18 protein-coding genes and 1 tRNA gene are annotated in these 21,187 nt (G+C 69.6%); 13 read left to right on the top strand and 6 right to left on the bottom strand.

Annotation, left to right across the window (positions count from 1 at the left end):
- The first annotated feature begins 79 nt into the window (after positions 1-79).
- The 5 genes from ASE72_RS05070 (at position 80) to ASE72_RS05050 (ending at position 5,314) form a co-directional block, all read left to right on the top strand.
- A complete protein-coding gene (locus ASE72_RS05070) occupies positions 80-889 on the top strand; it encodes a DUF2163 domain-containing protein (protein WP_056017447.1) in 810 nt (269 codons plus the stop codon).
- On the top strand, positions 886-1,311 hold the full coding sequence (locus tag ASE72_RS05065) for a hypothetical protein (protein WP_056017444.1): 426 nt from the start codon (positions 886-888) through the stop codon (positions 1,309-1,311). The genes ASE72_RS05070 and ASE72_RS05065 overlap by 4 nt, the downstream gene beginning before the upstream one ends.
- A 1-nt stretch (position 1,312) precedes the next feature.
- Entirely contained in the window at positions 1,313-3,556 is a 2,244-nt protein-coding gene (locus tag ASE72_RS05060; protein ID WP_056017441.1) for a GTA baseplate fiber-binding domain-containing protein, read from the top strand.
- The gene (locus tag ASE72_RS05055) at positions 3,553-4,074 is read left to right on the top strand and encodes a DUF2793 domain-containing protein (protein WP_056017438.1); all 522 of its coding nucleotides are present in this window, start codon (positions 3,553-3,555) and stop codon (positions 4,072-4,074) included. Before ASE72_RS05060 ends, ASE72_RS05055 begins: the two co-directional genes overlap by 4 nt.
- Before the next feature lie 118 nt (positions 4,075-4,192).
- Complete coding sequence (locus ASE72_RS05050) at positions 4,193-5,314, top strand: OmpA family protein (RefSeq protein WP_056017435.1); 1,122 nt, start codon at positions 4,193-4,195, stop codon at positions 5,312-5,314.
- Between the two features lie 734 nt (positions 5,315-6,048).
- Here ASE72_RS05050 and ygfZ read toward each other — a convergent pair.
- Positions 6,049-6,816, bottom strand: coding sequence for a CAF17-like 4Fe-4S cluster assembly/insertion protein YgfZ (gene ygfZ, locus ASE72_RS05045; protein WP_056017432.1), 768 nt, complete (start codon positions 6,814-6,816; stop codon positions 6,049-6,051).
- Positions 6,817-6,898: 82 nt separating this feature from the next.
- Between ygfZ and pyrC the strand changes: the two genes are divergently transcribed.
- On the top strand, positions 6,899-7,945 hold the full coding sequence (gene pyrC / locus ASE72_RS05040; protein WP_056017429.1) for a dihydroorotase: 1,047 nt from the start codon (positions 6,899-6,901) through the stop codon (positions 7,943-7,945).
- A 79-nt stretch (positions 7,946-8,024) separates the two neighbouring features.
- On the opposite strand, the gene ASE72_RS05035 is transcribed toward pyrC, so the two are convergent.
- Positions 8,025-8,375 (bottom strand): hypothetical protein, encoded by a 351-nt coding sequence (locus tag ASE72_RS05035; protein WP_056017427.1) that lies wholly within the window; start codon positions 8,373-8,375, stop codon positions 8,025-8,027.
- A gap of 241 nt (positions 8,376-8,616) precedes the next feature.
- Positions 8,617-9,366: a DUF1134 domain-containing protein gene (locus ASE72_RS05030; protein ID WP_056017424.1), complete on the bottom strand. Its 750-nt coding sequence runs from the start codon at positions 9,364-9,366 to the stop codon at positions 8,617-8,619.
- A 158-nt stretch (positions 9,367-9,524) separates the two neighbouring features.
- Here ASE72_RS05030 and ASE72_RS05025 point away from each other — a divergent pair.
- The 5 genes from ASE72_RS05025 (at position 9,525) to ASE72_RS05005 (ending at position 11,606) form a co-directional block, all read left to right on the top strand.
- A tRNA-Ser gene (locus tag ASE72_RS05025) sits at positions 9,525-9,617 on the top strand.
- Positions 9,618-9,819: 202 nt separating this feature from the next.
- Complete coding sequence (locus tag ASE72_RS20615) at positions 9,820-9,990, top strand: hypothetical protein (RefSeq protein ID WP_200916162.1); 171 nt, start codon at positions 9,820-9,822, stop codon at positions 9,988-9,990.
- Positions 9,991-10,073: 83 nt separating this feature from the next.
- Positions 10,074-10,568: a GAF domain-containing protein gene (locus ASE72_RS05015; protein WP_056018999.1), complete on the top strand. Its 495-nt coding sequence runs from the start codon at positions 10,074-10,076 to the stop codon at positions 10,566-10,568.
- Positions 10,569-10,604: 36 nt separating this feature from the next.
- Positions 10,605-10,952: a hypothetical protein gene (locus ASE72_RS05010; protein ID WP_056017418.1), complete on the top strand. Its 348-nt coding sequence runs from the start codon at positions 10,605-10,607 to the stop codon at positions 10,950-10,952.
- A gap of 3 nt (positions 10,953-10,955) precedes the next feature.
- Complete coding sequence (locus tag ASE72_RS05005; protein WP_056017415.1) at positions 10,956-11,606, top strand: SOS response-associated peptidase family protein; 651 nt, start codon at positions 10,956-10,958, stop codon at positions 11,604-11,606.
- A gap of 46 nt (positions 11,607-11,652) precedes the next feature.
- On the opposite strand, the gene bluB is transcribed toward ASE72_RS05005, so the two are convergent.
- Positions 11,653-12,423 carry a 5,6-dimethylbenzimidazole synthase gene (gene bluB, locus ASE72_RS05000; protein ID WP_235532238.1) on the bottom strand — a complete coding sequence of 257 codons (771 nt, stop codon included), beginning with the start codon at positions 12,421-12,423 and terminating at the stop codon, positions 11,653-11,655.
- On the bottom strand, positions 12,399-14,378 hold the full coding sequence (locus ASE72_RS04995; protein ID WP_056018993.1) for a beta-L-arabinofuranosidase domain-containing protein: 1,980 nt from the start codon (positions 14,376-14,378) through the stop codon (positions 12,399-12,401). The genes bluB and ASE72_RS04995 overlap by 25 nt, the downstream gene beginning before the upstream one ends.
- A gap of 526 nt (positions 14,379-14,904) precedes the next feature.
- Between ASE72_RS04995 and ASE72_RS04990 the strand changes: the two genes are divergently transcribed.
- Positions 14,905-18,069 (top strand): TonB-dependent receptor, encoded by a 3,165-nt coding sequence (locus tag ASE72_RS04990; RefSeq protein ID WP_056017412.1) that lies wholly within the window; start codon positions 14,905-14,907, stop codon positions 18,067-18,069.
- 222 nt (positions 18,070-18,291) lie between these two features.
- On the top strand, positions 18,292-19,446 hold the full coding sequence (gene uxuA, locus ASE72_RS04985; protein WP_235532237.1) for a mannonate dehydratase: 1,155 nt from the start codon (positions 18,292-18,294) through the stop codon (positions 19,444-19,446).
- A 27-nt stretch (positions 19,447-19,473) separates the two neighbouring features.
- Here uxuA and ASE72_RS04980 read toward each other — a convergent pair whose 3' ends face one another.
- On the bottom strand, positions 19,474-21,126 hold the full coding sequence (locus ASE72_RS04980) for a L,D-transpeptidase family protein (RefSeq protein ID WP_082445789.1): 1,653 nt from the start codon (positions 21,124-21,126) through the stop codon (positions 19,474-19,476).
- Between the last annotated feature and the right edge of the window lie 61 nt (positions 21,127-21,187).

Raw genomic sequence — 21,187 nt, 5'->3', positions numbered from 1 at the left:
GACGGTGGCGGGGTGGGGGGCTGCGGCTCCTTTGCCGTCGGCCCCGTACGTGTCTGGGTCCTCCTTTCGGAGAAATCACATGGTTCTCGATGGTGAGCTGGCGACGATCGCGGTGTGCTGGCGGGTGGAGCGGCGCGACGGGGTGGCGGTGGGGTTGACCGCGCACGACCGCGACCTGGTGGTGGACGGGCTCGTCCACCGCGCGGCGCCGGGGATGACGCCGTCGGCGATCCAGCGGGGGAGTGCGCTCGAGGCGGACACGATGGACGTTACGGGCGCGCTGAGTGCGGCGGCGATCGGCGCGCGCGATCTGCTCGCGGGGCGGTGGGACGGCGCGCGGGTGACGGTGTTCGCGGTCGACTGGACCGATCCGGGCGGCGCGGCACTCGCGCTGGGCGGGGGAGAGATCGGCGCGGTCGAGCTGACGGAGGGCGGCTTTACCGCCGAATTGCGCGGGGCGGGTGCCGCGCTCGACCGCGCGGTGGTCGAGGAGACGTCGCCCGAATGTCGCGCCGAGCTGGGCGATGCGCGGTGCCGCGTGGCGATGGCGGCGCGGCGGCGGTTCGCCAGGGTGGTCGCGGTCGCGGGACGCGACGTGACGCTCGACACCGCGGAGCCGATCGCGGGGGGCTGGGGTGGCGGTGTGCTGCGCTGGTTCGGCGGCGCGAACGGCGGGCTGGAGAGCGCGGTCGTCGCGTCGGCGGGTGCCAGCGTGACGCTGCAGCGCGCGCCCGCGTTCGCGGTCGCGGCGGGGACGCTCGTCGAGCTGGTCGAGGGGTGCGACAAGAGCCTTGCGACGTGCGCGACCCGGTTTGCGAACGCGGTGAATTTTCGCGGTGAGCCGTATCTGCCGGGGATCGACCTGCTGACGCGGTATCCCGGCGCATGAGCGCGGAGACGGGCGTCGCCGTCGAGCGCGCCGCGCTCGCCGCGGTCGGGAGCCGGTTCCGGTTGCACGGCCGCGCGGCGGCGACGGGGCTCGACTGTGTCGGGCTGGTCGCGCTGGCGCTGCGTGCGGGCGGGTGCGTCGTCGCGGTGCCGACGGGCTATGCGCTGCGGGGCGGCGATCCGGTCGCGGTGGCGGCGTGGCTCGATCGGGTGCTGGCGCGGCGGGCGGGTGGGGATGCGGGCGCGGCGGGCGACGTGCTGATGCTGCGGACGGGGCCGGCGCAGCTGCACTTCGCGGTGCGCAGCGCGCGCGGGATCGTCCACGCGGATGCGGTGCTGAAACGCGTGGTCGAGCGGCCGGGACCGGTCGCGGAGCCGGTGCTGGGATGCTGGCGTCCGGCCGTGCAATCGGGGGAGGCATGACATGGCGACACTGGTGTTGACCGCGGTCGGGAGCGCGGTGGGCGGGCCGATCGGCGGTGCGATCGGCGCGCTGATCGGGCGGTCGGTCGACGGGCTGGTGCTGCGACCGGGACGGCGCGAGGGGCCACGGCTGACCGAACTGGCGGTGCAGACCTCGTCCTATGGCAGCCAGATCCCCGCGCTGTTCGGGACGATGCGCGTCGCGGGGACGGTGATCTGGGCGAGCGACCTGATCGAGACGCGGTCGCGCAGCGGCGGCGGCAAGGGGCAGCCGAGCGTGTCGACGTACAGCTATGCCGCGTCGTTCGCGGTGCTGCTGTCGGCGCGGCGCGTGCTGCGCGTCGGGCGGATCTGGGCGGAGGGCAAGCTGCTGCGCGGCGCGGGCGGCGACTTCAAGACCGCGACCGGGTTCCGGCTGCATCCGGGCGGCGAGACGCAGGCGGTCGACCCGCTGATCGCGGCGGCGGAGGGCGCGGGGGTTTCGCCCGCCTATCGCGGCTGCGCCTATGTGGTGTTCGAGCAGATGGCGCTGGCGGCGTACGGCAACCGGATCCCGTCGCTGACCTTCGAGGTGATCGCCGACGCGGGCGCGGTGGGGGTGGCGACGATCGCGCGGGCGGTCGCGGCGGAGGTCACGGAAGGAACGGGGGAGCATGCGGGCGAGGCGGCGATGACGCTCGACGGGTTTGCGGTGGCGGGCGGCAGCGTCGGCGCGGTGCTTACGACGCTGGCGCAGGCGGCGGGCGGCTGGTTCGCGCCGGGATCCGACGGAACCGCGCTGACGCTGTGCGATCCCACGAGCGCGGCGGGCGACCTGCCGGTGATCGTCGATGCCGGCGTGAGGGCGGGCGTGAGCGCGGATGGGCGGGGTACGGATATGAAGGTGCGCGCGGTCGCGGCGAGCGACAGCGTGCCGCGGACGATGACGATCGGCTATTATGACGCCGCGCGCGACTATCAGACGGGGTTGCAGCGCGTGCGGCGGGCTGGCGCGGGGCCGGGCGGGCGCGACGAGCGGATCGCACTGGCCGCGGTGCTGTCGGCGGGCGCGGCCAAGACGATCGCGGCGGCGGTGCTGGCGCGCGCCGAGGCGGAGCGCGTGCGGCGGACGGTGCGGCTGGGGCCGGGTGGGCTGGCGCGGACGCCGGGGTCGGTGGTGCGGATCGCCGATGCGGCGGGCGTGCCCGAGCCGGGGATCTGGCGGATCGTCGAGTCGATGGTCGAGGCGATGGTCACGACGCTGGTGCTGACGCCGGTCGAGATCGCGCCGGTCGCGGTCGCGGGCAGCAGCGGGCGCGTCGCGGCGGCGGTCGATGCGGTGATCGGCGCGAGCCGGCTGGCGGCGTTCGAGACGCCCGGGCTCGAGGACGCACCGCTCGTGGCGCCGCGGCTGACGGTGGCGGCGGCCGGCAGCGGTGCCGGCTGGCGGCAGGCGGCTTTGCTCTATTCGATCGACGACGGCGCGAGCTGGATCGCGGCGGGTGCGACCGCGGCGCCCGCGACGATGGGGCGGATCGCGGTGGTCGCGGCGGCGCGCGGGGCGCTGCTGTGCGACGCCGCGGGGGTGTTCGAGGTGGTGCTCGCGCGGCCCGACATGCTGCTCGCGGATGCCGACGATGCGGGGCTCGACGCGGGGCGCAACCTCGCGCTGGCGGGGGACGAGCTGATCCAGTTCGGGCGTGCGGACCCGGTCGGCGCGGGGCGGTGGCGGCTGACGCGGCTGTGGCGCGGGCGCCGCGGGACCGAGGCGGCGATCGGCACGCAGGCGCCGGGCGACGCGTTCGTGCTGATCGAGGCGGATGCGATGCGGACGATCGACCTGCCCGTCGCGGCGATCGGGCAGACGGTGCGCGTGCTCGCGTCGGGGGTCGGCGATACCGAGCCGGTCGAGGCACGCTGCGTGCTGGCCGGCCGGTCGGTGCTGCCGCCGTCGCCCGTCGGGCTCCGCGTCGCGCTTGCCGGCAATGGCGACGCCGCGGTCCGCTGGATCCGGCGCAGTCGTGCGGGGTGGCGGTGGATCGATGGCGGCGACGTGCCGCTGGGCGAGGACGCCGAAGTGTATGTCGTGCGGATCGTGTCCGCGACGGGCGCGGTGCGGACGGTCGAGACGAGCGTATCCAGCGTGACCGTCACCGGCGCGGAGCGCAGCGCGGGGCCGGTCGCGGTCGAGGTGCGGCAGCGCGGGCTTTTCGGATTGTCCGCACCGGCGCGGATCATGGTGGCAGCAGCGGGAGAGGCGACATGACGATCGACACGGGATTGACGGGGGATCGCAGCGCGCGGCTGGGGCTGCCGCTGCTGCAACCCGGACAGGCGCAGAAGGAGATGGTGCACAACGAGGCGCTGACGCTGCTCGACCTCGTGCTCAACGCGAGCGTCGTCGCGGCGGGGGTGAGCGTGCCGCCCGTCGATCCGGTGCCGGGGGCGTGCTGGATCGTCGGTGCGGCGCCGGGCGGCGACTGGACCGGGCAGGCGCAGGCGATCGCGGGCTGGACCGCGGGCGGCTGGCGGTTCGCGGTGCCGCGCGCCGGGATGACCGCGTGGTGCGAGGATCGGGCGATGCTGCTGCGCTTCGACGGCACCGCCTGGGCGGGGGCGGACATCGCGGGTGCGCGAATCGTGATCGGCGGCGTTCCGGTGGTGCAGGCCCGCGGCGCGGCGATCGCGGACGTCGTCGGCGGCAGCGTCGTCGACGACTCCGCGAGGGTCACGATCGACGCCATTTTGGCCGCGTTGCGGAACCATGGGCTGATTGCCGCGTAAACACCCCGGAAACTGTGTCGTTCCAGCAACACCCCCGGTTTTTGTTCGCTTGCGTGGAAACAAGGCGGAGGATAGGGAGTTTGCGATGTCCGTGTGACACTCATGAAAGGGGATTTATATGCGGAAGCTTGCCGTCGTTCTGGCACTCGCCTCCACCGCACTCGCCACTCCTGCCCTCGCCCGCGACAAGTCGTGGTACGTTGGCATCGAAGGCGGTGCGATGATCGTTGAAGACATCGATTACGACATCGGTGCACTCAACAACGCCGCTTCGGTCGACCATGACTATGGTTATGACGTCGATGCAGTCATGGGCTACGATTTCGGTGGCTTCCGCCTCGAAACCGAAGTCGGCTACCGCAAGGCAACCGTGGACGGCTTCACGTCGACCACGACCACGCCAGCGTTCAACCGTGCAGGCGCACTCGTAAACGCTCCGACGGGTAACTACGATTACGCTGGCGGTTCGTCGTCGGCGCTCAGCTTCATGCTGAACGGCCTGCTGGACTTCGGTCCGGACGATGGCATCCAGGGTTTTGTCGGCGGTGGTGTCGGTGTTGCTCGCGTCAAGGCGAACTACGCTCTCAACAACCGTGGCGACTTCCTGAACGACTCGGACACCGTGTTCGCCTATCAGGGCCTCGCCGGTATCCGTGCACCGCTGACCGACCATGTCGACGCGACGCTGAAGTATCGCTTCTTCAACGCCGAGAACGTCAAGCTGGTCGACGTGTCGAACCGCGTGTTCGACGGTCGTTACCGTTCGCACAGCATCCTGGGCGGCCTGACCTACAACTTCGGCGCGCCTGCAGAGCCAGTCGCACCGCCGCCGCCGCCGGCACCAGAGCCCATGGCTCCGCCGCCGCCGCCAGCACCGGTCGAAGTCGTCTGCTCGCCAGGTCCGTTCATCGTGTTCTTCGAGTGGGACAAGTCGGACATCACGCCTGAGGCTGCGTCGATCCTCGACAACGCCGTCACGCAGTACCAGTCGTGCGGCAACGCACAGGTCATGCTGGCAGGCCACGCCGATAAGTCGGGTTCGGCATCGTACAACGTCGGTCTCTCGCAGCGTCGTGCAGACGGCGTCCGCGCCTATCTGTCGTCGCATGCGATCCCGGATGGCGTGATCTCGACCGAAGCGTTCGGTGAGAGCCGTCCGCGCGTCGACACCGCCGATGGCGTGCGCGAAGTGCAGAACCGTCGCGTGGAAGTCACCTACGGTCCGGGTTCGGGCCAGTAAGACTTCTGCCTTCCGATCCTTTCGGGTCGGATGCGGGAAAAGATCGGGGAGGTCGGCGCGAGCCGGCCTCCCTTTTCTTTTGTCTGGTGGTCTTGAGGGGGAAGAAGTTTGGTTCGCGCGGAGGCGCGGAGGCGCGGAGTTGTTTGGGGTGGGCGGCGTGGGCAATGCCGCAGTGTGGTGCTGCGCTACGCGCGGGGGTGTCATTCTCCGCACGTCAGGACCTTTAGCCCGGCGCTATGTCCCTCTCGTCATCCTGACGAAAGTCAGGACCCAGAGCCCAGCAGCGACGGCGTTCGTGACCCTGGATCCTGACTTTCGTCAGGATGACGGGGTTGGGGCTGGGGTCGTGTGCCTAGACTGGGAGGCGTGCCGTGGTGGATAGCGGGATTGCCCGCGCGGGGCGCACGTCAGGACTTGGAACCCGGCAGCGATAACCCCCCTCCCGTCATCCTGACGAAAGTCAGGATCCAGAGCCAAGCAGCGACGGCGTTTGTAACCCTGGATCCTGACTTTCGTCAGGATGACGGGGTTGGGGTTGAGGTCGTTTGCCTGGGCTGGGAGGCGTGCCTTGGTGGGCAGCGGCGTTGCCCGCGCGGGGCGCATGTCAGGGTCTTAAGCCTCGCAGCGATACCTCCCTTCCCGTCATCCTGACGAAAGTCAGGATCCAGAGCCCAGCAGCGGCGGCGTTTGTGACCCTGGGTCCTGACTTTCGTCAGGATGACGGGAGTGGCGCTTCAGCCGGTAGAGTCTGCCTCGAGCGCAGGCGCGAGCCAGTCCGGAACGCGCGCGTCGCCCAGCGCTTCGGTGCGGCGGTGGTCGACCATCAGCGCGAGGTCGGGATAGGTGACGCGCGTGCGGCTGCTCGGTTCGGTGAAGGGCGCGACGACGAGGCGGCGGTTGACCTTCGAACGGTGGTGCATCCGCGCGGTGTTCTCCTGGCCGACATAGCAGCCCTTGGTGAAGCTGACGCCGTTCAGCTCGCGCGCGTTGCATTCGAGCCAGAGCGTCTCGCCGCTGCCGAGCTCGGCGATGCCTTCGGTCACGCCGAGCGACAGGCGGTGCGCGTGCCAGGCGGGCGACGCATCGCCTGCCGCTGCATCCGCGGGGCCGAGCCAGCGGTGGCCGAGCGCGGGAAGCCGCGGATCGGGGCGGCCCTGCGTCCCCGTCGGCGACCAGTGGACATGGAGCGGATCGGGGGCGATCGTGATCGCGCGGCGCAGGCGGTAGAGCGTCAGGCGTTTGGCGAGCGCCTCGGCCTGCGACGCCTCGACATCGACCAGCACGTCGGCACCGTCCGCCCAGAGGAGGAAGTCGAACAGCACCTTGCCCTGCGGCGACAGCAAAGCGGCCCAGGCGGGCGCGCCGGGCGCGAGCAACGCGGTGTCGGCGGTCACCAGCCCCTGCAGGAAGCCGCGGACGTCCTCGCCCGCGATGCGCAGCACCGCGCGGTCGGCGAGGCAGGTGGCCGTCTCGGGCCGGGTTGCGCTGTCGGGCTCGGTCATCTCCTTCACCTAGTGCGCGCCCGGCGATTTCCAAGGCGCGCAACCGTCTGGCGTCGTCTGCCGCGCGTCGGTAGGAGGGCGCATGACCGACAGCATCACGATCCGCCGCCCCGACGACTGGCATCTCCACCTGCGCGACGGCGCGATGCTGGACGCGGTCGCGCCGCACAGCGCGCGGCAGTTCGCGCGCGCGATCATCATGCCCAACCTCACCCCGCCGGTGACGACGATCGCCGCCGCGCGCGCCTATCGCGAGCGGGTCCTCGCGGCGGTCGGCGGTGCCGATTTCACGCCGCTGATGACCTGCTACCTGACCGACGGCACCGATCCCGCCGAGATCGAGCGCGGCCATGCCGAGGGCGTGTTCACCGCGTGCAAGCTCTACCCCGCGCATGCGACGACCAATTCGGCGCATGGCGTCACCGATATCCGCGCGCTGACGGGCGTGCTCGAGACGCTGCAGCGGATCGGCATGCCGCTGCTGATCCACGGCGAGGTGACGGACAAGAGCATCGACATCTTCGACCGCGAGGCGGTGTTCGTCGAGCGTATCCTGACGCCGCTGACGCGCGACTATCCGGGGCTGAAGATCGTGCTCGAGCACATCACCACCGCCGAGGCCGCGGCGTTCGTCAGCGAGGCGGACCATCCGATCGCCGCGACGATCACGCCGCAGCATCTGCTGATCAACCGCAACGCGTTGTTCGACGGGGGGCTCAGGCCGCACGCCTATTGCCTGCCCGTGCTCAAGCGCGAGACTCACCGGCTCGCGGTGCGGAAGGCCGCGGTGTCGGGTAGCCCGCGCTTCTTCCTCGGCACCGACAGCGCGCCGCATGTCGTGGGGGCGAAGGAATCGGGCTGCGGCTGTGCGGGGATCTTCAACGCGCCGTTCGCGCTCGAGGCGTATCTCGGCGTGTTCGACGCGGAGGGCGCGATCGACCGGTTTGAGGGGTTCGCGTCGGAGCATGGCGCGCGGTTCTACGGGTTGCCGCTGAACGAGGGCACGGTGACGCTGGTGCGTGAGAGCGTGATCGTGCCCGAGCGGGTCGGGGAGGGGGATACGTCGGTCGTGCCGTTCCTTGCGGGGACCGATGCGGGGTGGCGGTTCGTCTCTACCCCGTCATCCTGACGAACGTCAGGATCCAGAGCCAAGCAGCGCGGCGGTCGTGACCCTGGGTCCTGACTTTCGTCAGGATGACGGTAGGGGGTCAGTCCGCCGGATCCTCCTGTGCGAGCCGCGCCAGCCACAGCCGTGCCGCCTTCTGCTCGCCGGGCGCACTTGCGCTGACCGGCCCGCGCGCGGCGAAGAAGTCGCGGTGGAGCGCGAACGGGTCGAGCATCAGCCGGTCGCGCATCGCGTCGATCTCGGTGCCCATTTCACGCAGCGCGGCGATCGTCGGCGCGATCGCGGTGCGGACGCGGCGGTCGCTGCTGCGGTCGAACAGCCCGAGCGACCCGCCCGCGGTCCTCTCCAGCGCGGCGATCAGTGTCGCGCGGTAGTCGGTTTCGAGATCCTCGCGCTGGGCGTCGAGACGGGCGAGGCGGTCGGGTTTGGCCATTCGCGTGGCGTTAGGCGATTGTGGGGGTGGGCGCTACCGGGCGCTGTTGCAGGAGGGGCCCGGAGGCCCGCCGCACGCGCTGTTCTCGCGCGAAGGCGGGAGCCCAGGGTTGTAGGGGATGAGGGGTGTTGGCGGGGGCGGCGCCGCGTCGCGGGCAAAGCCCGCGTCGTCGGACGGCGCTACGCGCCGCCGGCCGGGCTTGGTGGAGTCAGCCGGGCGTGGCCGGCTGCCCACCTGCGCCTTAAAACGGCAGCCACCTGCTTTTGTGGGTGATGTTCATGTACCCGACATTCACGCCCGCGCGCCAGCCGACGCCGAGCCGGATCGGGATCAGCACGACGTTGCCGCGCCGCAGATAGGTCGCGGCGAATCCGCCGACGAGGTAGAGCCGGCCCTCGACCGCGGGGAAGCGCTTGTAGAGTTCCTCGGTGTCGTAGAGGTTGTAGACGAGCACGAAGACCTTGTTCGCGTCGCCGCCGACGTCGAACCCGACCGACGGCCCGGTCCAGTAGACGGGCTTCTCGCCCTCGACCTTGTGGTTCATCAGCCCCGAGCCGTAACGGACGCCGAGGATGAACGCGCCCGACGCCTCGCGCCCCGCGATATAGGCGTTGGGCTGGCCCTGGTCCTTGAGGATCTTCTCGAGGATGCCGCCGAGCCCCGCCGCGCCCTTGCCGAACACGCCTTCGCCCGCCGCGAGCAGATCGTCGCGCTCATAGGTGTCGGCGGCGCTCATCGTCGCCTCCGCGCGCGTCTGGGCACCGGTCGCGGGTGCGACCTGCGACGGGGCGGGCGATTCGACGGGCTCGACCGGGGCGGGCTGCTCGGGATAGCGCGGCGACGGCTGCGTGCGCGTATCCGCCTGCGCGCGTTGCTGCGGGGCGAGATCGCCGTCGATCGCCTGATTGGGGTCGATCGTGCGAACCTGCGCGGGCGCGCTGCTCGCGATCGACGCGGCGAGGGCGCCGAGCCCGAGCCAGAAACTGCGCATGATGATCTTCCCCGATACGTGAATGCCCAGCTAACCAATCCGGGCCTGACCCCGCAATGAATGAAACGGCGGAAAGAGTCGATTTCACGCTCGAACACCGTGCAACACCAGTTGCCCCCCGCGCAGACCCCCGCTATAGCCCCGCACCTGCTGCAGCCGGAGACGTGGGTGAGTGGCTGAAACCAGCGGTTTGCTAAACCGCCGTACCGGGTTTACTGGTACCGAGGGTTCGAATCCCTCCGTCTCCGCCATTTTGCACTGAAATCTTCAGCCTTTTGAAGCCCCTCCGCGGCGTCTGCTTCGCGTGCCGGGATCGCCGGGTGGCGCGGTTCGGCTTGCGCTGGCCTGTACGCGTGCATTGTCGGCAGTCGCCGCTTGGGGAAGGCACTTAATCGTCGGTCGCCCGTTGCCTTCATCTACGCCGGGAGATGGATTTTGACGAAAGACCGTATCGTGGCTGTTGGTCTCCTGACCCAACGCGATCTCGACGTCCTGGGGTCGGGGTTTCATCGCCTGTTCTCGGTCGCCGCGGACGAAGACGCGGATGACGGGTTTGCGGATCTGATCGCGGAACTCGACAAGATCGAGGCGATCACGCCCGATCCCCGGTATCGCCGCCGCTGACGTCCGCTCGCGACGGCGCCCGGTTGCGCCGGGAGTCGTCAGAACCCGCGGGCTGGGCTATGGTCGGCGCGGGGGACCAGCTTATGTTCGACGAACTGGCCGCGGATGCCGCGCGCTTTGGCGACGATGACGAGATACGCCGCATCCTCGAGGAGGTGGCGGCGCTCACGGGGATGGGATTCGTCGCGGTCGCACGCGTGACCGAGGCGCGCTGGATCGCGTGCCAGGTGCTCGACCAGATCGACTTCGGCATGTCGCCGGGGGACGAGCTGCGCATCTCGACGACGATCTGCAACGACATCCGCGAGTCCGGCAATGCGGTCGTGATCGACGACGTCTCCGCCGATCCGCGGTGGAACAGCCACCCGGCGCCCGCGCTCTACGGCTTCAAGAGCTATGTCTCGCTGCCGATCGTCCTGTCGGACAACTCGTTCTACGGGACGCTGTGTGCGATCGATCCGCATCCGCGCAAGCTGGCGCGCGCGGACATCGTGCCGACGCTCAAGCAATTTGCCGACCGCGTCGCGCAGATCGTGTCGCAGCGGCGCCCTGCCGCCGCGCCGGCGACCGACGCGTAATTTGCCTGACGTCGCAAAACCGGCTTAGGTCGGCGCATGGAAAACACCACATCCCCGCTCGACCTGTTCACGCTTCTCGAAATCGCGCTGGAGCAGCGCAGCGAGGCGGCCGACGCGTTCGACATCTTCAAGGAGAATGCGGTGATGGCGCATGCGCCCGCGCCCGGTGATACGCCCGGTGATGCCGCCGGCGTGACCAGCGAGGACGCGGCCGACGCGGCGGCGGCCGAAGCCGACGCGTACAGCGCGCGCGTCGAGGCGCTGCTGAGCGCCGCGTCGGACACCGAGCTGGCGAGTGCGTATCAGCAGACCGGCGGCGACATCGGGCATCCCGTCGCCGAGGCGCTGCTCGGCGAGATCAAGCGCCGCAGCCCCGGCAACTGATCGATGTGCAACCGCGCGCGGTTCAGCGGCGAGCCGGATACGATCTTCGAACGGTTCGGCGGCGAATGGCTGACCGACAAGCCGATGGACAACCGGTTCGATCCGAAAGAGCTTCGCCCGTTCGGCCGCGCCTATGTCGTGCGCGACGAGGGCGCGCGGCGCGGTGTCGACGTAATGGAGTGGGACGTCCTTGCGGGGCAGGCCAAGCAGGCGGGGCGCAAGGTCGCGCAGACCAACGTCCGCACGCTCCATTTGCCGCAATGGCGTTCGCTGGTGAGCGATCCGGCCAACCGGTGCCTGATCCCGCTGACCGAATTCTGCGAATGGGCGCGCGAGCCGACCGACCTCGGCGACGGCAAGAAGCCGATCAAGGGCGAGATGTGGTTCTCGGTCACCGATCAGCCGGTGTTCGCGATCGCCGGGTTCTGGCGGCAGGTCGGCGAGCAGCGCTATTTCGCGATGGTGACGTGCGACGCGAACGAACTGGTCGCGCCGATCCATCCCAAGGCGATGATCACGATCCTGCGGCCCGACGATCACGATCGCTGGCTGACCGGCAGCTATGACGACGTGCTGGCGCTGCAGCGGCCCTATCGTGCGGATCGGATGCAGGTGCGCGGCCCGGTGTTTCCGACGCGGACGCTGGCGGCGTGACGCGCGCCGTGTCGCGGTCGGTCGGTGCGGTGACCCGCTACGCGACCTAGCGCGCGATGACCCTGAGCGCGCGTCGCGTTTCCCATCCCGCCGTTTCGAGTTCGGGTGTCACGCCGTCGGTTTCGGGATAGCCGATGCAGAGATAGCCGACGAGCTGCCACGCGGAGGGCACGTCGAGGATGTGCGTCATGCGTGCGGGGTCGAGGATCGATACCCAGCCGAGCCCGATGCCCTCGGCGCGCGCCGCCAGCCAGATCGTGTGGATCGCAATGACCGCGGAGAAGGCGACGGCTTTGGGCATCGTCGCGCGGCCGAGGCCGTGGCCCTGTTCCGGATCGGGTTCGACGAACACCGCGACATGGCAGGGCGCCTGATCGAGGCCTGCGAGCTTGAGGCGGGCATAGCGTGCGCTGCGTGCGTCGTCCTGCGCGGACAAGGCGGCGGTGTTGCACGCGACGAAATCCGCGCGCACCGCCGCGCGGCGGTCGGGGGACTCCACCGTGACGAAGCGCCAGGGCTGGCTGAGCCCGACCGACGGCGCGGTTGCGGCTGCGCCCAGAACGCGATCGAGCGCGCCGGGCGGCAGGGGCACGCGACGGAAGCGGCGCACATCCCGCCGCCACGCGAACAATGTGTCGAGCTGATGGCGGAAGCCGGCATCGAACTCGGGGGCGGCGAGAGGGGCGGTTGGCGGGGCGGGAGGCGGGGCGGGGGGCATGGCGTGCCGGTCTAGCGGCATGGCGCGACGCATCCAATCCGCCGCCGCGCCGGTCGCGCGCGGACCGGTCGCGGTCAGACCGGCGGGGTGAGCTGCCAATAGGTCGCGTAGCGTTCGTGCGCGATGCGGTGATAGGGGATCAGGCGGACCGGCTGGTTGTCGGAGGATCGCGTCGTGAATTCGAGCGGGCGTCTGCCGGGCGTGAGCGTGCCGGGGGTGTCGTTCGGCATGGCGGGAAGCGTCGGCGCGGTGAACGGGGTGTCGTTGTACGCGCCGTACTTGCGTTCGTTGACGATGATGTCTGCGCCTGGGGCCAGCCCCTCGCGACCGAGCGCGCCCGCAAGGACCAGCGGGCCATAGGTGAACGCGACGATGTCGGGGGCGACCGGGTTGCGCTGGACCGCGACGTCCATCGCCATCCGGAGCTCGACCGTGTCGCCGCTGCGCCAGGTGCGCGCGACGTCGACATAGCTGCCGGGCCGGGTCGAGCGCGCCGCCTCGGTGCCGTTGACGAGGACGATCGCGGTGCGGCTCCATTGCGGGTGGCGCAGCTTGATCGTCGCGACGGTCGGGCGGGCGGATGTCCAGCGCAAGCTCGTCGTCGGAACGTCGGGAAACAGCGTCGTCTGCGTGACGCGCGCCGCCTTGTCCTTCCACGTCACCGCGGAGGGGATGAACAGGTTGACGTAGAGCGCGTCGTCGTCGTGGAAATAGATCGAGTCGCGGTATTTGACGTGGTTTTCCATGCCCGTGCCGGTGCAGCACCAGAACGAGTCTTCGGGGCTGTGGTAGAGCTTCATATAGCCCGGCCGCGCGCCCTGGAAATAGGTGGTCATGCCGCTGTCGGGGTCCTGCGACGCGAGGATCCCGTTGTAGAGCGTGCGTTCGTAATAATCGGCATAGGCGACCTGCGGATCGTGGAGGAACAGCGCGCGCGTGAGCTTGAGCATGTTGTGCTGGCAGCAGGTCTCCGATCCCTTCGCCGAGAAGACATGCGACGCGAAGTCGGCGACCGGGAAGAAATGCTCGTTGTCGCCGTGCCCGCCCGTCGCGAACGACCGGGTGAGCGCGACCGTCCGCCAGAAGAATCGCGACGCGTCGTGGTAGTCGGATTTCCCGGTGACCTCCCACAGCCGCTGATAGCCGATGATCTTGGGCAGTTGCGTGTTGGCGTGCAGCCCGTCGAGCGTGTCGCGACCCTTGGCGAGCGGCGCCAGCACCGCCTTCTGCGCGAAGCGTTCCGCGGTCCGGCGATAGTCGGCATTGCCCGTCATGACGTAGAGGTCGGCGAAGATCTCGCTCATCCCGCCATGTTCGGTCTCGAGCATGGTCTCGAACTGCGCGTCGTCGAGCGACCGCGTCGCGACCACCGCCCAGTCGGCGAACCGCAACAGCACCGCGCGCGACGGTGCGCTGTCCGCGAGCAAGGCGCCGTCGCGCAGGCCCGCAAAGACCTTGTGCAGCGTGTACCAGGGCACGCCGGTGATCGGATCGCCGCGCAGATGCGTCGCGAGCAAGGCGGCGCCGTCGGGGAACGCGCAGACGAGCCCCGACCCCGCGGCCTGCTGACATTCGGCGAGTTCGCGCGCGATATGATCGATCCGGCGCTTGTATTCGCGCTTGCCGGTCGAGCGATAGGCGAGCGCGCACCCCGACAGATAATGCCCCAGCGTGTGGCCGTGGCAGTTGATGTCCGCCCAGAGCGGATCGGATTCCCACCCGCCATAGACGGGCGCCTTCGGCGTCAGCCCGGCGTTGACGCGAAAATTGTGCAGCAGCCGGTCGGGGTGCAGCGCGAGCAGATACGCCTCGGTTTTGTGCTGCGCATGCAGGAACGGGCTGTCTGACAAGGTAACGTCGGCGAGGTCGAAGGCGCGCAGCCTGGCCGCCGGGATGGCCGCCGTACCGCCCGCGGCAAATGCCGGCGTGGCGCGCGCGGTCGACAGCATCGTCCCCGCCATCAGCGCGTGCGCGCCTGCGCTGACGAGGAAGGCGCGACGCGATCGGCCTGCGGGTCGCCCCGCAATTCGCCCTGCTTTTCGGGTGTCGATCATCTGCATCCTCCAACGCTTTTGTCGGAGTGATAGCAGGATGCGGGCGAGAGGGAAGGCCGCCGATCCACCGAGGTCGTTCGGCGCGTCGACGCGGCCGGGTCCGGTCCGGACACGATCGGCGGATGGTAGCGACGCAGAAAACGGTAGCGCGCACATTGGCGAGTACCCTCACAGGTCGGGCCGAATTGGCCTAGCCAAAGCATATTGACTTGCTGACAACTATCGCCGAGGTAGCGCTATCAACGATCTGTGTGAAGCAGGCATGACGAGGGATGGATGACTTGGGTGCTACGCAATTCTTCTAGTCGCAACGCGGGAGCGCATCGCTCCTGCCGGTTGCCTGCGTGTCGTGACGATGCCCCCGGGGCCCCCGGGCGACCGCGTCATGACCGTCGGCGCGCGGCCTGATCGGTTCGTGCAGCCCCCCGGCCGTCCACCCCGCTTACCCTGAACTTTACGTCCAGCCGCCGACGATTTTGCCTCCTGTCCAACGCACGGCAGCGAGGTTCCAGAGAGGATCCCGATCATGACGTCCAAGTCGAAGCCCGCCCGCAAGACATTGCCGCATCTGTCCCGCGGCGCGCTGTTGTGCGCGACGACGCTGGCCGCGCTGTGCGTGTCGGCCGCGAGCGCGCAGACCGTCCCGCCGCCGCAGGAGCAGGTGCCCGAAAATGGTCAGGACAACGGCCCCGCGACGCCGCCCGCGCCGCAGACCGACACGACGCAGGGGACGCCGGCCGAGGACATCGTGGTCACGGGCTATCGCTCGAGCCTGGCCAAGTCGACCGACGCGAAGCGCGCGTCGACCGGGTTCACCGATTCGATCTTCGCCGAGGATATCGGCAAGTTCCCCGACACGAACATCGCCGAATCGTTCAACCGCATCCCTGGCATCACGATCACGCGCGACGTGACGGGCGAGGGCACCAACGTCGCGATCCGCGGGCTGGGGTCGAACTTCACCAACGTGACGCTGAACGGCGCGACGATCGCGGTCGCATCGTCGGGCGCGACGGATGCGCAAGGCACCGACCGCTCGGTCGACCTCAGCTTTTTCCCGACCGAATTGTTCACCAAGCTGACGGTCAACAAGAGCTATACCGCGGATCTTCTCGAAGGCGGCGCGGCGGGTAACATCGACCTGCGGTCGGCGCGGCCGTTCGACCGCGCGACGGGGTTCCTGAACTATAACGTCCAGGGCACGCGCCAGTCGCCCGAGGACCGGATCGGCGCGCGCGGCGCGCTGATCGGCAGCTGGCGCACCGAGCGCTTCGGCATCCTCGCGGGCGTGTCGGCCCAGCGGCTGTTCACCGACACGCGCGGGTTCGAGACGATCGGCTATACCAACCCCGCGCTGACCGCGGCGCAGTGCGGCGCCGCGAGCGGGTGCAACACGACGGGCGGCGGCAACTGGACGATCCCGGCGGTGGTGCCGGCGGGCGCCGGCGGCGGGCTGGTCGCGGGGACGCCGATCGACCGCGCGTTCCTGCTCGCGAACAATCCCGGCGCGACGATCCAGCAGATCGACAACGCGCTGCTGCCGCGTCTCGGGCGCACCACCAGCATCCGCGGCCCGCGCGACCGCATCAACGCGATCGTCAGCACCGAATGGCAGCCGACCGACACGCTGCATTTCTACATCGACGGTCTGTACGGCTACAAGAAGAACGAGTTGATCCGCGAGAACATGGCGTGGATCGTGCGCAACGGCGCGGTGATCCCGACCAACCTGACGTTCGACAAGGCCGATTGCACGGTCGGCTGCGTGGTGACCGGCGGCACGTTCGCCAACGCGCAGTTCTTCAACGAATTCCGCCCCTATACCGAGACGACCAAGCTGTTCAGCGTCAATCCGGGCGGCGAATGGGAAATCTCGCCGACGCTCAAGGCCACGCTGCAGGGCAATTATGCGCGATCGACCTTCCACCGCGAGAGCCCGACGGTCGGCATGACGACGCCGCTGGGCGTGGGCAATACGGTGACCTATTCGAACACGGGCGGGATGCCGACGATCACGAGCGGTCTCGACCTCAACGATCCGGCGAATTTCGGGTGGAATCCCGGGAGCCGCGTCAACATCTCCGACGAGCGCCGGCTCAACAAGAGCAAGGGCGCGCGCGGCGACCTGACGTGGGGCGACAAGGCGCTCAACATCAAGGTCGGCGGCGCGTTCGACGACGTGTCGCGGCGGATCCGCGGGTTCGACAACAGCCAGGCGTGGCAGAATGCGGTCTGCGGCAACAATCCGAGCGTGTTCGTCCCGTCGCCCAATACGCAGCCACCCTGCGAAGGGCTGAACGCGCCGGGCGTCGTGCCCGCAGGGTATCCGACCTATCCGGGTCTGGGGACGGGGGCGACCACGGGCGTCGCGGGTCCGCTGTCCTATGGCGGGTCGCTCGTGCCCAATGCCGCAGCGCCGGGCTATCTGACGCCGGGGCCTGCGGGGTTCGTCACGGTCGACTGGCCGGCGTTCGCAGCGGCGACCAACTATCAGTCGTTCCACGACAGCGCGCCTGACAGCGGCGGCGCCAACACGGGTGCGAGCGGCGGCCTGATCCGCGAGATCGTCAAGTCGGCGTTCGCCACGGTCAACGGCGCGCAGGAGCTGGGCGGCAACATGCTGCGCTTCAACCTCGGGCTGCGCTACGTCAACACGATCCAGCAGATCACCGGGCGCGTCTCGCTCCCCGATCCGCGCAACACGCCCGCGGCCGGCGGCAGCCTGCCCGATGGCAGCCGCTATCCGAACATCGTCAGCATGGTGTCGACGCGCAACGCCTATTCCGAATGGCTGCCCGCGGCGACCTTCGCCTATGACCTGAGCGAGCAGGCGGTCGTTCGCGTCGCCGGGTCGCGGACGCTGACGCGCCCCGATCCGTCGGCACAGCTGCCCGGCGTCAATTTCGGCGCACCCTCGGCGGATCAGGCGAGCATCGGCAACCCCGCGCTCGAACCCTATCTGTCGACCAACCTCGACCTCGGTTTCGAATATTATACCGGCCGCGAGGGCGTGATCAGCTTCAACGCGTTCCGCAAGTCGATCGAGGGCTTCACCAACACCGCGATCAACACGGTCGCGTTCGCCGAACTCGCGCAATACGGCATCACCTACGACACGCTGAACCCGACGCAGCAGATCGCGCTGAACTCGCGTGGCGGCCCGACCGTCGCGCAGGTGCAGGTGACGTCGCAGGTCAACGTCCCCAACAAGCTGACGATCAACGGGCTGGAATTCCAGTGGGTCCAGCCGCTCGATTTCCTGACGCGGATGATCGGCGTCACGGGCTTCGGCTTCAACGCCAACGCGACGATCGTCGACCAGCGCAGCGACGGCCCCGCCACCGCGTTCGGCGTGTCGCCGTTCACGTACAACATCACCGGCTTCTACGAGAAGAACGGCGTGATGCTGCGCGTCGCAACGACCTCGCGGCAGGGTGCGCAGAACAGCGGCGCGGCGCAGAACGGCATCCCGTCGGCGGCGTTGTTCGGGACGGACTATACGACCTACGACTTCTCGTCGTCGTTCGACCTCGACAAGATCTTCGGGATTGCGGGCGCGCCGCAGCTGACGATCAACGTGGCGAACTTCACCGATGCGACGCTGCGCTCGTATTTCCAGTTCGAGAACGCGACGTTCACGCAGTACAAGCCGGGACGCCAGTTCCTGATCGGCCTGCGCGGGACCTTCTAGGCGAAGGCGATTTCGTCGGGCGGCCGGTGGCGGCCCGACGACCGGTCCGACAAGCGTGCGGCGGGGATCGGCGGGGGGAAGGGGCCCGCCGACGTGAAGTCAATCAAGATAACAAATTGGCCAGTCAGAAAATTGACAAGTGTCATGCCAAATCAGCCTGCTATGCTATAAGACGCGCATGGCGACAGGCGCGCATCGACAGCAGGAAGACGATCAATGAGAATGACCCAGACCATGCGGTGGTTCGGCCCGAACGACCCGGTCGGGCTCGGCGCGATACGGCAGGCGGGTGCGACCGGCGTCGTCACCGCGCTGCACGAGGTGCCGAACGGCGCGGTCTGGAGCGAGGCGGCGATCGCCGAGCGGCGCCGGATCATCGAAGCGGCGGGGCTCGACTGGAAGGTCGTCGAAAGCCTGCCGGTCGACGAAGGGCTCAAGACGCGTGGTCGCGACTGGGATCGGCTGATCGAGGCCTATGTCGCGAGCCTGCGCAACCTGGCGGCGCACGGGATCGACGTCGTCACGTATAATTTCATGCCGCTGCTCGACTGGACGCGGACCGATCTGGCGTGGCCGCTGCCCGACGGCGCGCGTGCGTTGCGGTTCGAGCTCGAGGCGCTGGCGGCGTACGACATCCACATGCTGCGGCGTCCCGGTGCGGCGACCGACTATGACGCGGCCGTCGTCGCGAGGGCGGAGCAGCGCTTCGCCGCAATGGACGCGGCCGCGCGCGTCACGCTCGAGCGGACGATCATCGCCGGGCTGCCGGGCAGCGAGGAGAGTTTCAGCTCGCCCGAACTGCTCGACTGCATCGCGACCTATGCGGATATCGACAGCGAGCGGCTGCGCGCGAGCCATGTCGCGTTTCTCGAGGCGGTGTGCCCGGTCGCGGAGGCGGAGGGAATCCGGCTGGTCGTCCATCCCGACGATCCGCCCTTTCCGCTGTTCGGATTGCCGCGCGTCGTCAGCACCGAGGCGGACGTCGCCGCGCTGTTCGACGCGGTGCCGTCGCCCGCGAACGGGCTGTGCTTCTGCAGCGGATCGTTCGGCGTGCGCGCGGACAACGACCTGCCCGGGATGGTCCGGCGGCTTGGCGACCGGATCGGCTTCCTCCACCTCCGCTCGGTCCAGCGCGAGCCCGATGGCGCGTTCCACGAGGCGCCGCATCTCGAGGGCGATGCCGACATGCCCGCGATCATGGCCGAGATCGTCGCGTTGCAGGCGCGGACCGGGCAGTCGCTGCCGATGCGCCCCGATCACGGCCACCAGATGGTCGACGACCTGACCAAGACGACCAACCCGGGCTATTCGCTGATCGGCCGGTTGCGCGGGCTGGCCGAGCTGCGCGGGCTCGAACGCGGGATGACCTACCGCTAGGGTCGTCGCAGCCTCAGGGGCGCACGCTCACGGGCCGATATCGATCGCCTTGGCCTCGGCCCGATTGGCGGCGGCGCGCGCGAAGCCGAGACGTTCGGCGACCGGGTCGTTCCAGCCGTAAGGATCCGTGCGGAACGCGACGCGGCCGTCGTCGCCGACATAGACGTTGTGATAGAGCAGCCGCACGGGGATGCGCGTCGGCAGCGGGACGAACGTCATCTCGCCCGACATCTGCGCGGTCTGCCATGCGTCGGCGACGCCCGCATCGTCCGCGAGCATCTGCGCGAATCCCGACGCATCCTCGACGCGGACGCAGCCGTGGCTGAGGTGCCGCTGGCTGCGATCGAACAGCCCGGGCGCCGACGTGTCATGGAGATAGATCGCCTGGTCGTTCGCCATGTCGAACTTGACGAGCCCCAGCGCGTTGCTCGGCCCCGGCTGCTGGACGATCCAGCCGTCGCGGAGCACCATGTTGTGCTCGGCCAGATAGTCGGGACCGACATTGGCCATCTCGCCGTTCTGGATCGACTTGGGCACGGTCCAGGTCGGGTTGGCGACGAGGCGATAGATCGGGGACGAGAGACCGGGGGTCTCGCGGCCCGGTTCGCCGACGATGACCTTGCGCTGATCGACGAGCACGCCGTCGCGGTAGTAGCGAAGCTGCGCCGAGGCGGTGTTGACGTCGATCCGCGTCGCGGGCGCGGTGCGTGCGAGCCAGCGCCGCCGCTCGAGCCCGACCGCGAGCGAACGCGCGCGGTCGCCCGCGCCGAGGTTGAGGACCTTGAGCGTGTCGGGACCGACGACGCCGTCCGCGGCGATCCCGTAATCGGTCTGCAACCCCTTCACCGCATCGGCGAGCGCCTGCGTATAGAGCGTCGGGGCGGCGGTCTGGCCGGGCGGCGGGGGCGCGGCGATATCGGGCGCGGCGATCGTGTAGCCGCTCTCGACCAGCTGCTCGACGATCGTCGCGACGCGCGGATCGCGCATGCCGACGCGGATCACGCCCGACGGGATCGCGATGGTGGGGGAGGCGACCGCGGCCTTCGCGCTGAACGCGATATAGGCGGCGGACAGTGCGGCATAGTCGGCATCCTGCGGCGCGAGGCCGTCGAACCAGGCGGGCAGCGCGTTCGCCGCCAGTGCGCGCGCGAGGCCCGCGACGAGATCGACCTTGGGGCGCGGCAGCGTGTAGACGTCGTGAAGCGTCGCCGGATCGACGCGCCCCTGTGCGAGCGCCGCGGCATAGTCGAGCGCGGCGCGCGTCCGTGCGATATCCTCGTCCGCCGCCGCGCTGCCGCCGGAAACGCCCGACTCCTGCTCGGGCAGGAACGCGACGCGGTCGAGCCCGTGACGCGCGCGGTCGGCGAGGATCCGGTCGAGCGCCGCGGCGTTGCCCGCCGACCAGAGCGCGTGCCAGCCCGTCTTCGCATAAAGCGCGCGCGCGGGTGCGTCGGTGACCGCCTGCTTGTCGATGACCGCGGTGCCGCCCTCGATCGCGGGGAGGCCTGGCGCGCTGCTCTTGGGAGCGGCCGGTTTGGCGCGCGCGGGCGCCTTTTTCTGGGGAATGGGCGCGGCGATGGCTGCCGGGGCGGGGGCCGTCGGGACGAGCAGCAGCACCGCGGCGGCACCAAGCGCATGCCGGGCAAGCGAGGGCCGGGCGCGTAAGGGTCGTGATGTCATGCCTATTGAACGTGCGACATCGCGCATCGGGTCAGATCCACGCCCAGATTTCCCCGTCGCG

The sequence above is a fragment of the Sphingomonas sp. Leaf20 genome (assembly GCF_001421535.1).
GTDB lineage: Bacteria > Pseudomonadota > Alphaproteobacteria > Sphingomonadales > Sphingomonadaceae > Sphingomonas.
The sequence above is the reverse complement of the archived record's forward strand: the minus strand, read 5'-3'. Positions and strand labels throughout refer to the sequence as shown.

Excerpts from the sequence above, each read along its gene's own strand:
- ASE72_RS04990 (WP_056017412.1), top strand. The coding sequence starts at position 14,905 with ATGACGTCCAAGTCGAAGCCCGCCCGCAAGACATTGCCGCATCTGTCC.
- ASE72_RS05015 (WP_056018999.1), top strand. The coding sequence starts at position 10,074 with ATGTTCGACGAACTGGCCGCGGATGCCGCGCGCTTTGGCGACGATGAC.
- ASE72_RS05030 (WP_056017424.1), bottom strand. The coding sequence starts at position 9,366 with ATGCGCAGTTTCTGGCTCGGGCTCGGCGCCCTCGCCGCGTCGATCGCG.
- ASE72_RS05070 (WP_056017447.1), top strand. The coding sequence starts at position 80 with ATGGTTCTCGATGGTGAGCTGGCGACGATCGCGGTGTGCTGGCGGGTG.
- ASE72_RS05060 (WP_056017441.1), top strand. The coding sequence starts at position 1,313 with ATGGCGACACTGGTGTTGACCGCGGTCGGGAGCGCGGTGGGCGGGCCG.
- ASE72_RS04995 (WP_056018993.1), bottom strand. The coding sequence starts at position 14,378 with ATGATCGACACCCGAAAAGCAGGGCGAATTGCGGGGCGACCCGCAGGC.
- ASE72_RS04980 (WP_082445789.1), bottom strand. The coding sequence starts at position 21,126 with ATGACATCACGACCCTTACGCGCCCGGCCCTCGCTTGCCCGGCATGCG.
- uxuA (WP_235532237.1), top strand. The coding sequence starts at position 18,292 with ATGACCCAGACCATGCGGTGGTTCGGCCCGAACGACCCGGTCGGGCTC.
- ASE72_RS05005 (WP_056017415.1), top strand. The coding sequence starts at position 10,956 with ATGTGCAACCGCGCGCGGTTCAGCGGCGAGCCGGATACGATCTTCGAA.
- ASE72_RS05050 (WP_056017435.1), top strand. The coding sequence starts at position 4,193 with ATGCGGAAGCTTGCCGTCGTTCTGGCACTCGCCTCCACCGCACTCGCC.
- ASE72_RS05010 (WP_056017418.1), top strand. The coding sequence starts at position 10,605 with ATGGAAAACACCACATCCCCGCTCGACCTGTTCACGCTTCTCGAAATC.
- ASE72_RS05055 (WP_056017438.1), top strand. The coding sequence starts at position 3,553 with ATGACGATCGACACGGGATTGACGGGGGATCGCAGCGCGCGGCTGGGG.
- ASE72_RS05065 (WP_056017444.1), top strand. The coding sequence starts at position 886 with ATGAGCGCGGAGACGGGCGTCGCCGTCGAGCGCGCCGCGCTCGCCGCG.
- ASE72_RS05035 (WP_056017427.1), bottom strand. The coding sequence starts at position 8,375 with ATGGCCAAACCCGACCGCCTCGCCCGTCTCGACGCCCAGCGCGAGGAT.
- pyrC (WP_056017429.1), top strand. The coding sequence starts at position 6,899 with ATGACCGACAGCATCACGATCCGCCGCCCCGACGACTGGCATCTCCAC.
- ygfZ (WP_056017432.1), bottom strand. The coding sequence starts at position 6,816 with ATGACCGAGCCCGACAGCGCAACCCGGCCCGAGACGGCCACCTGCCTC.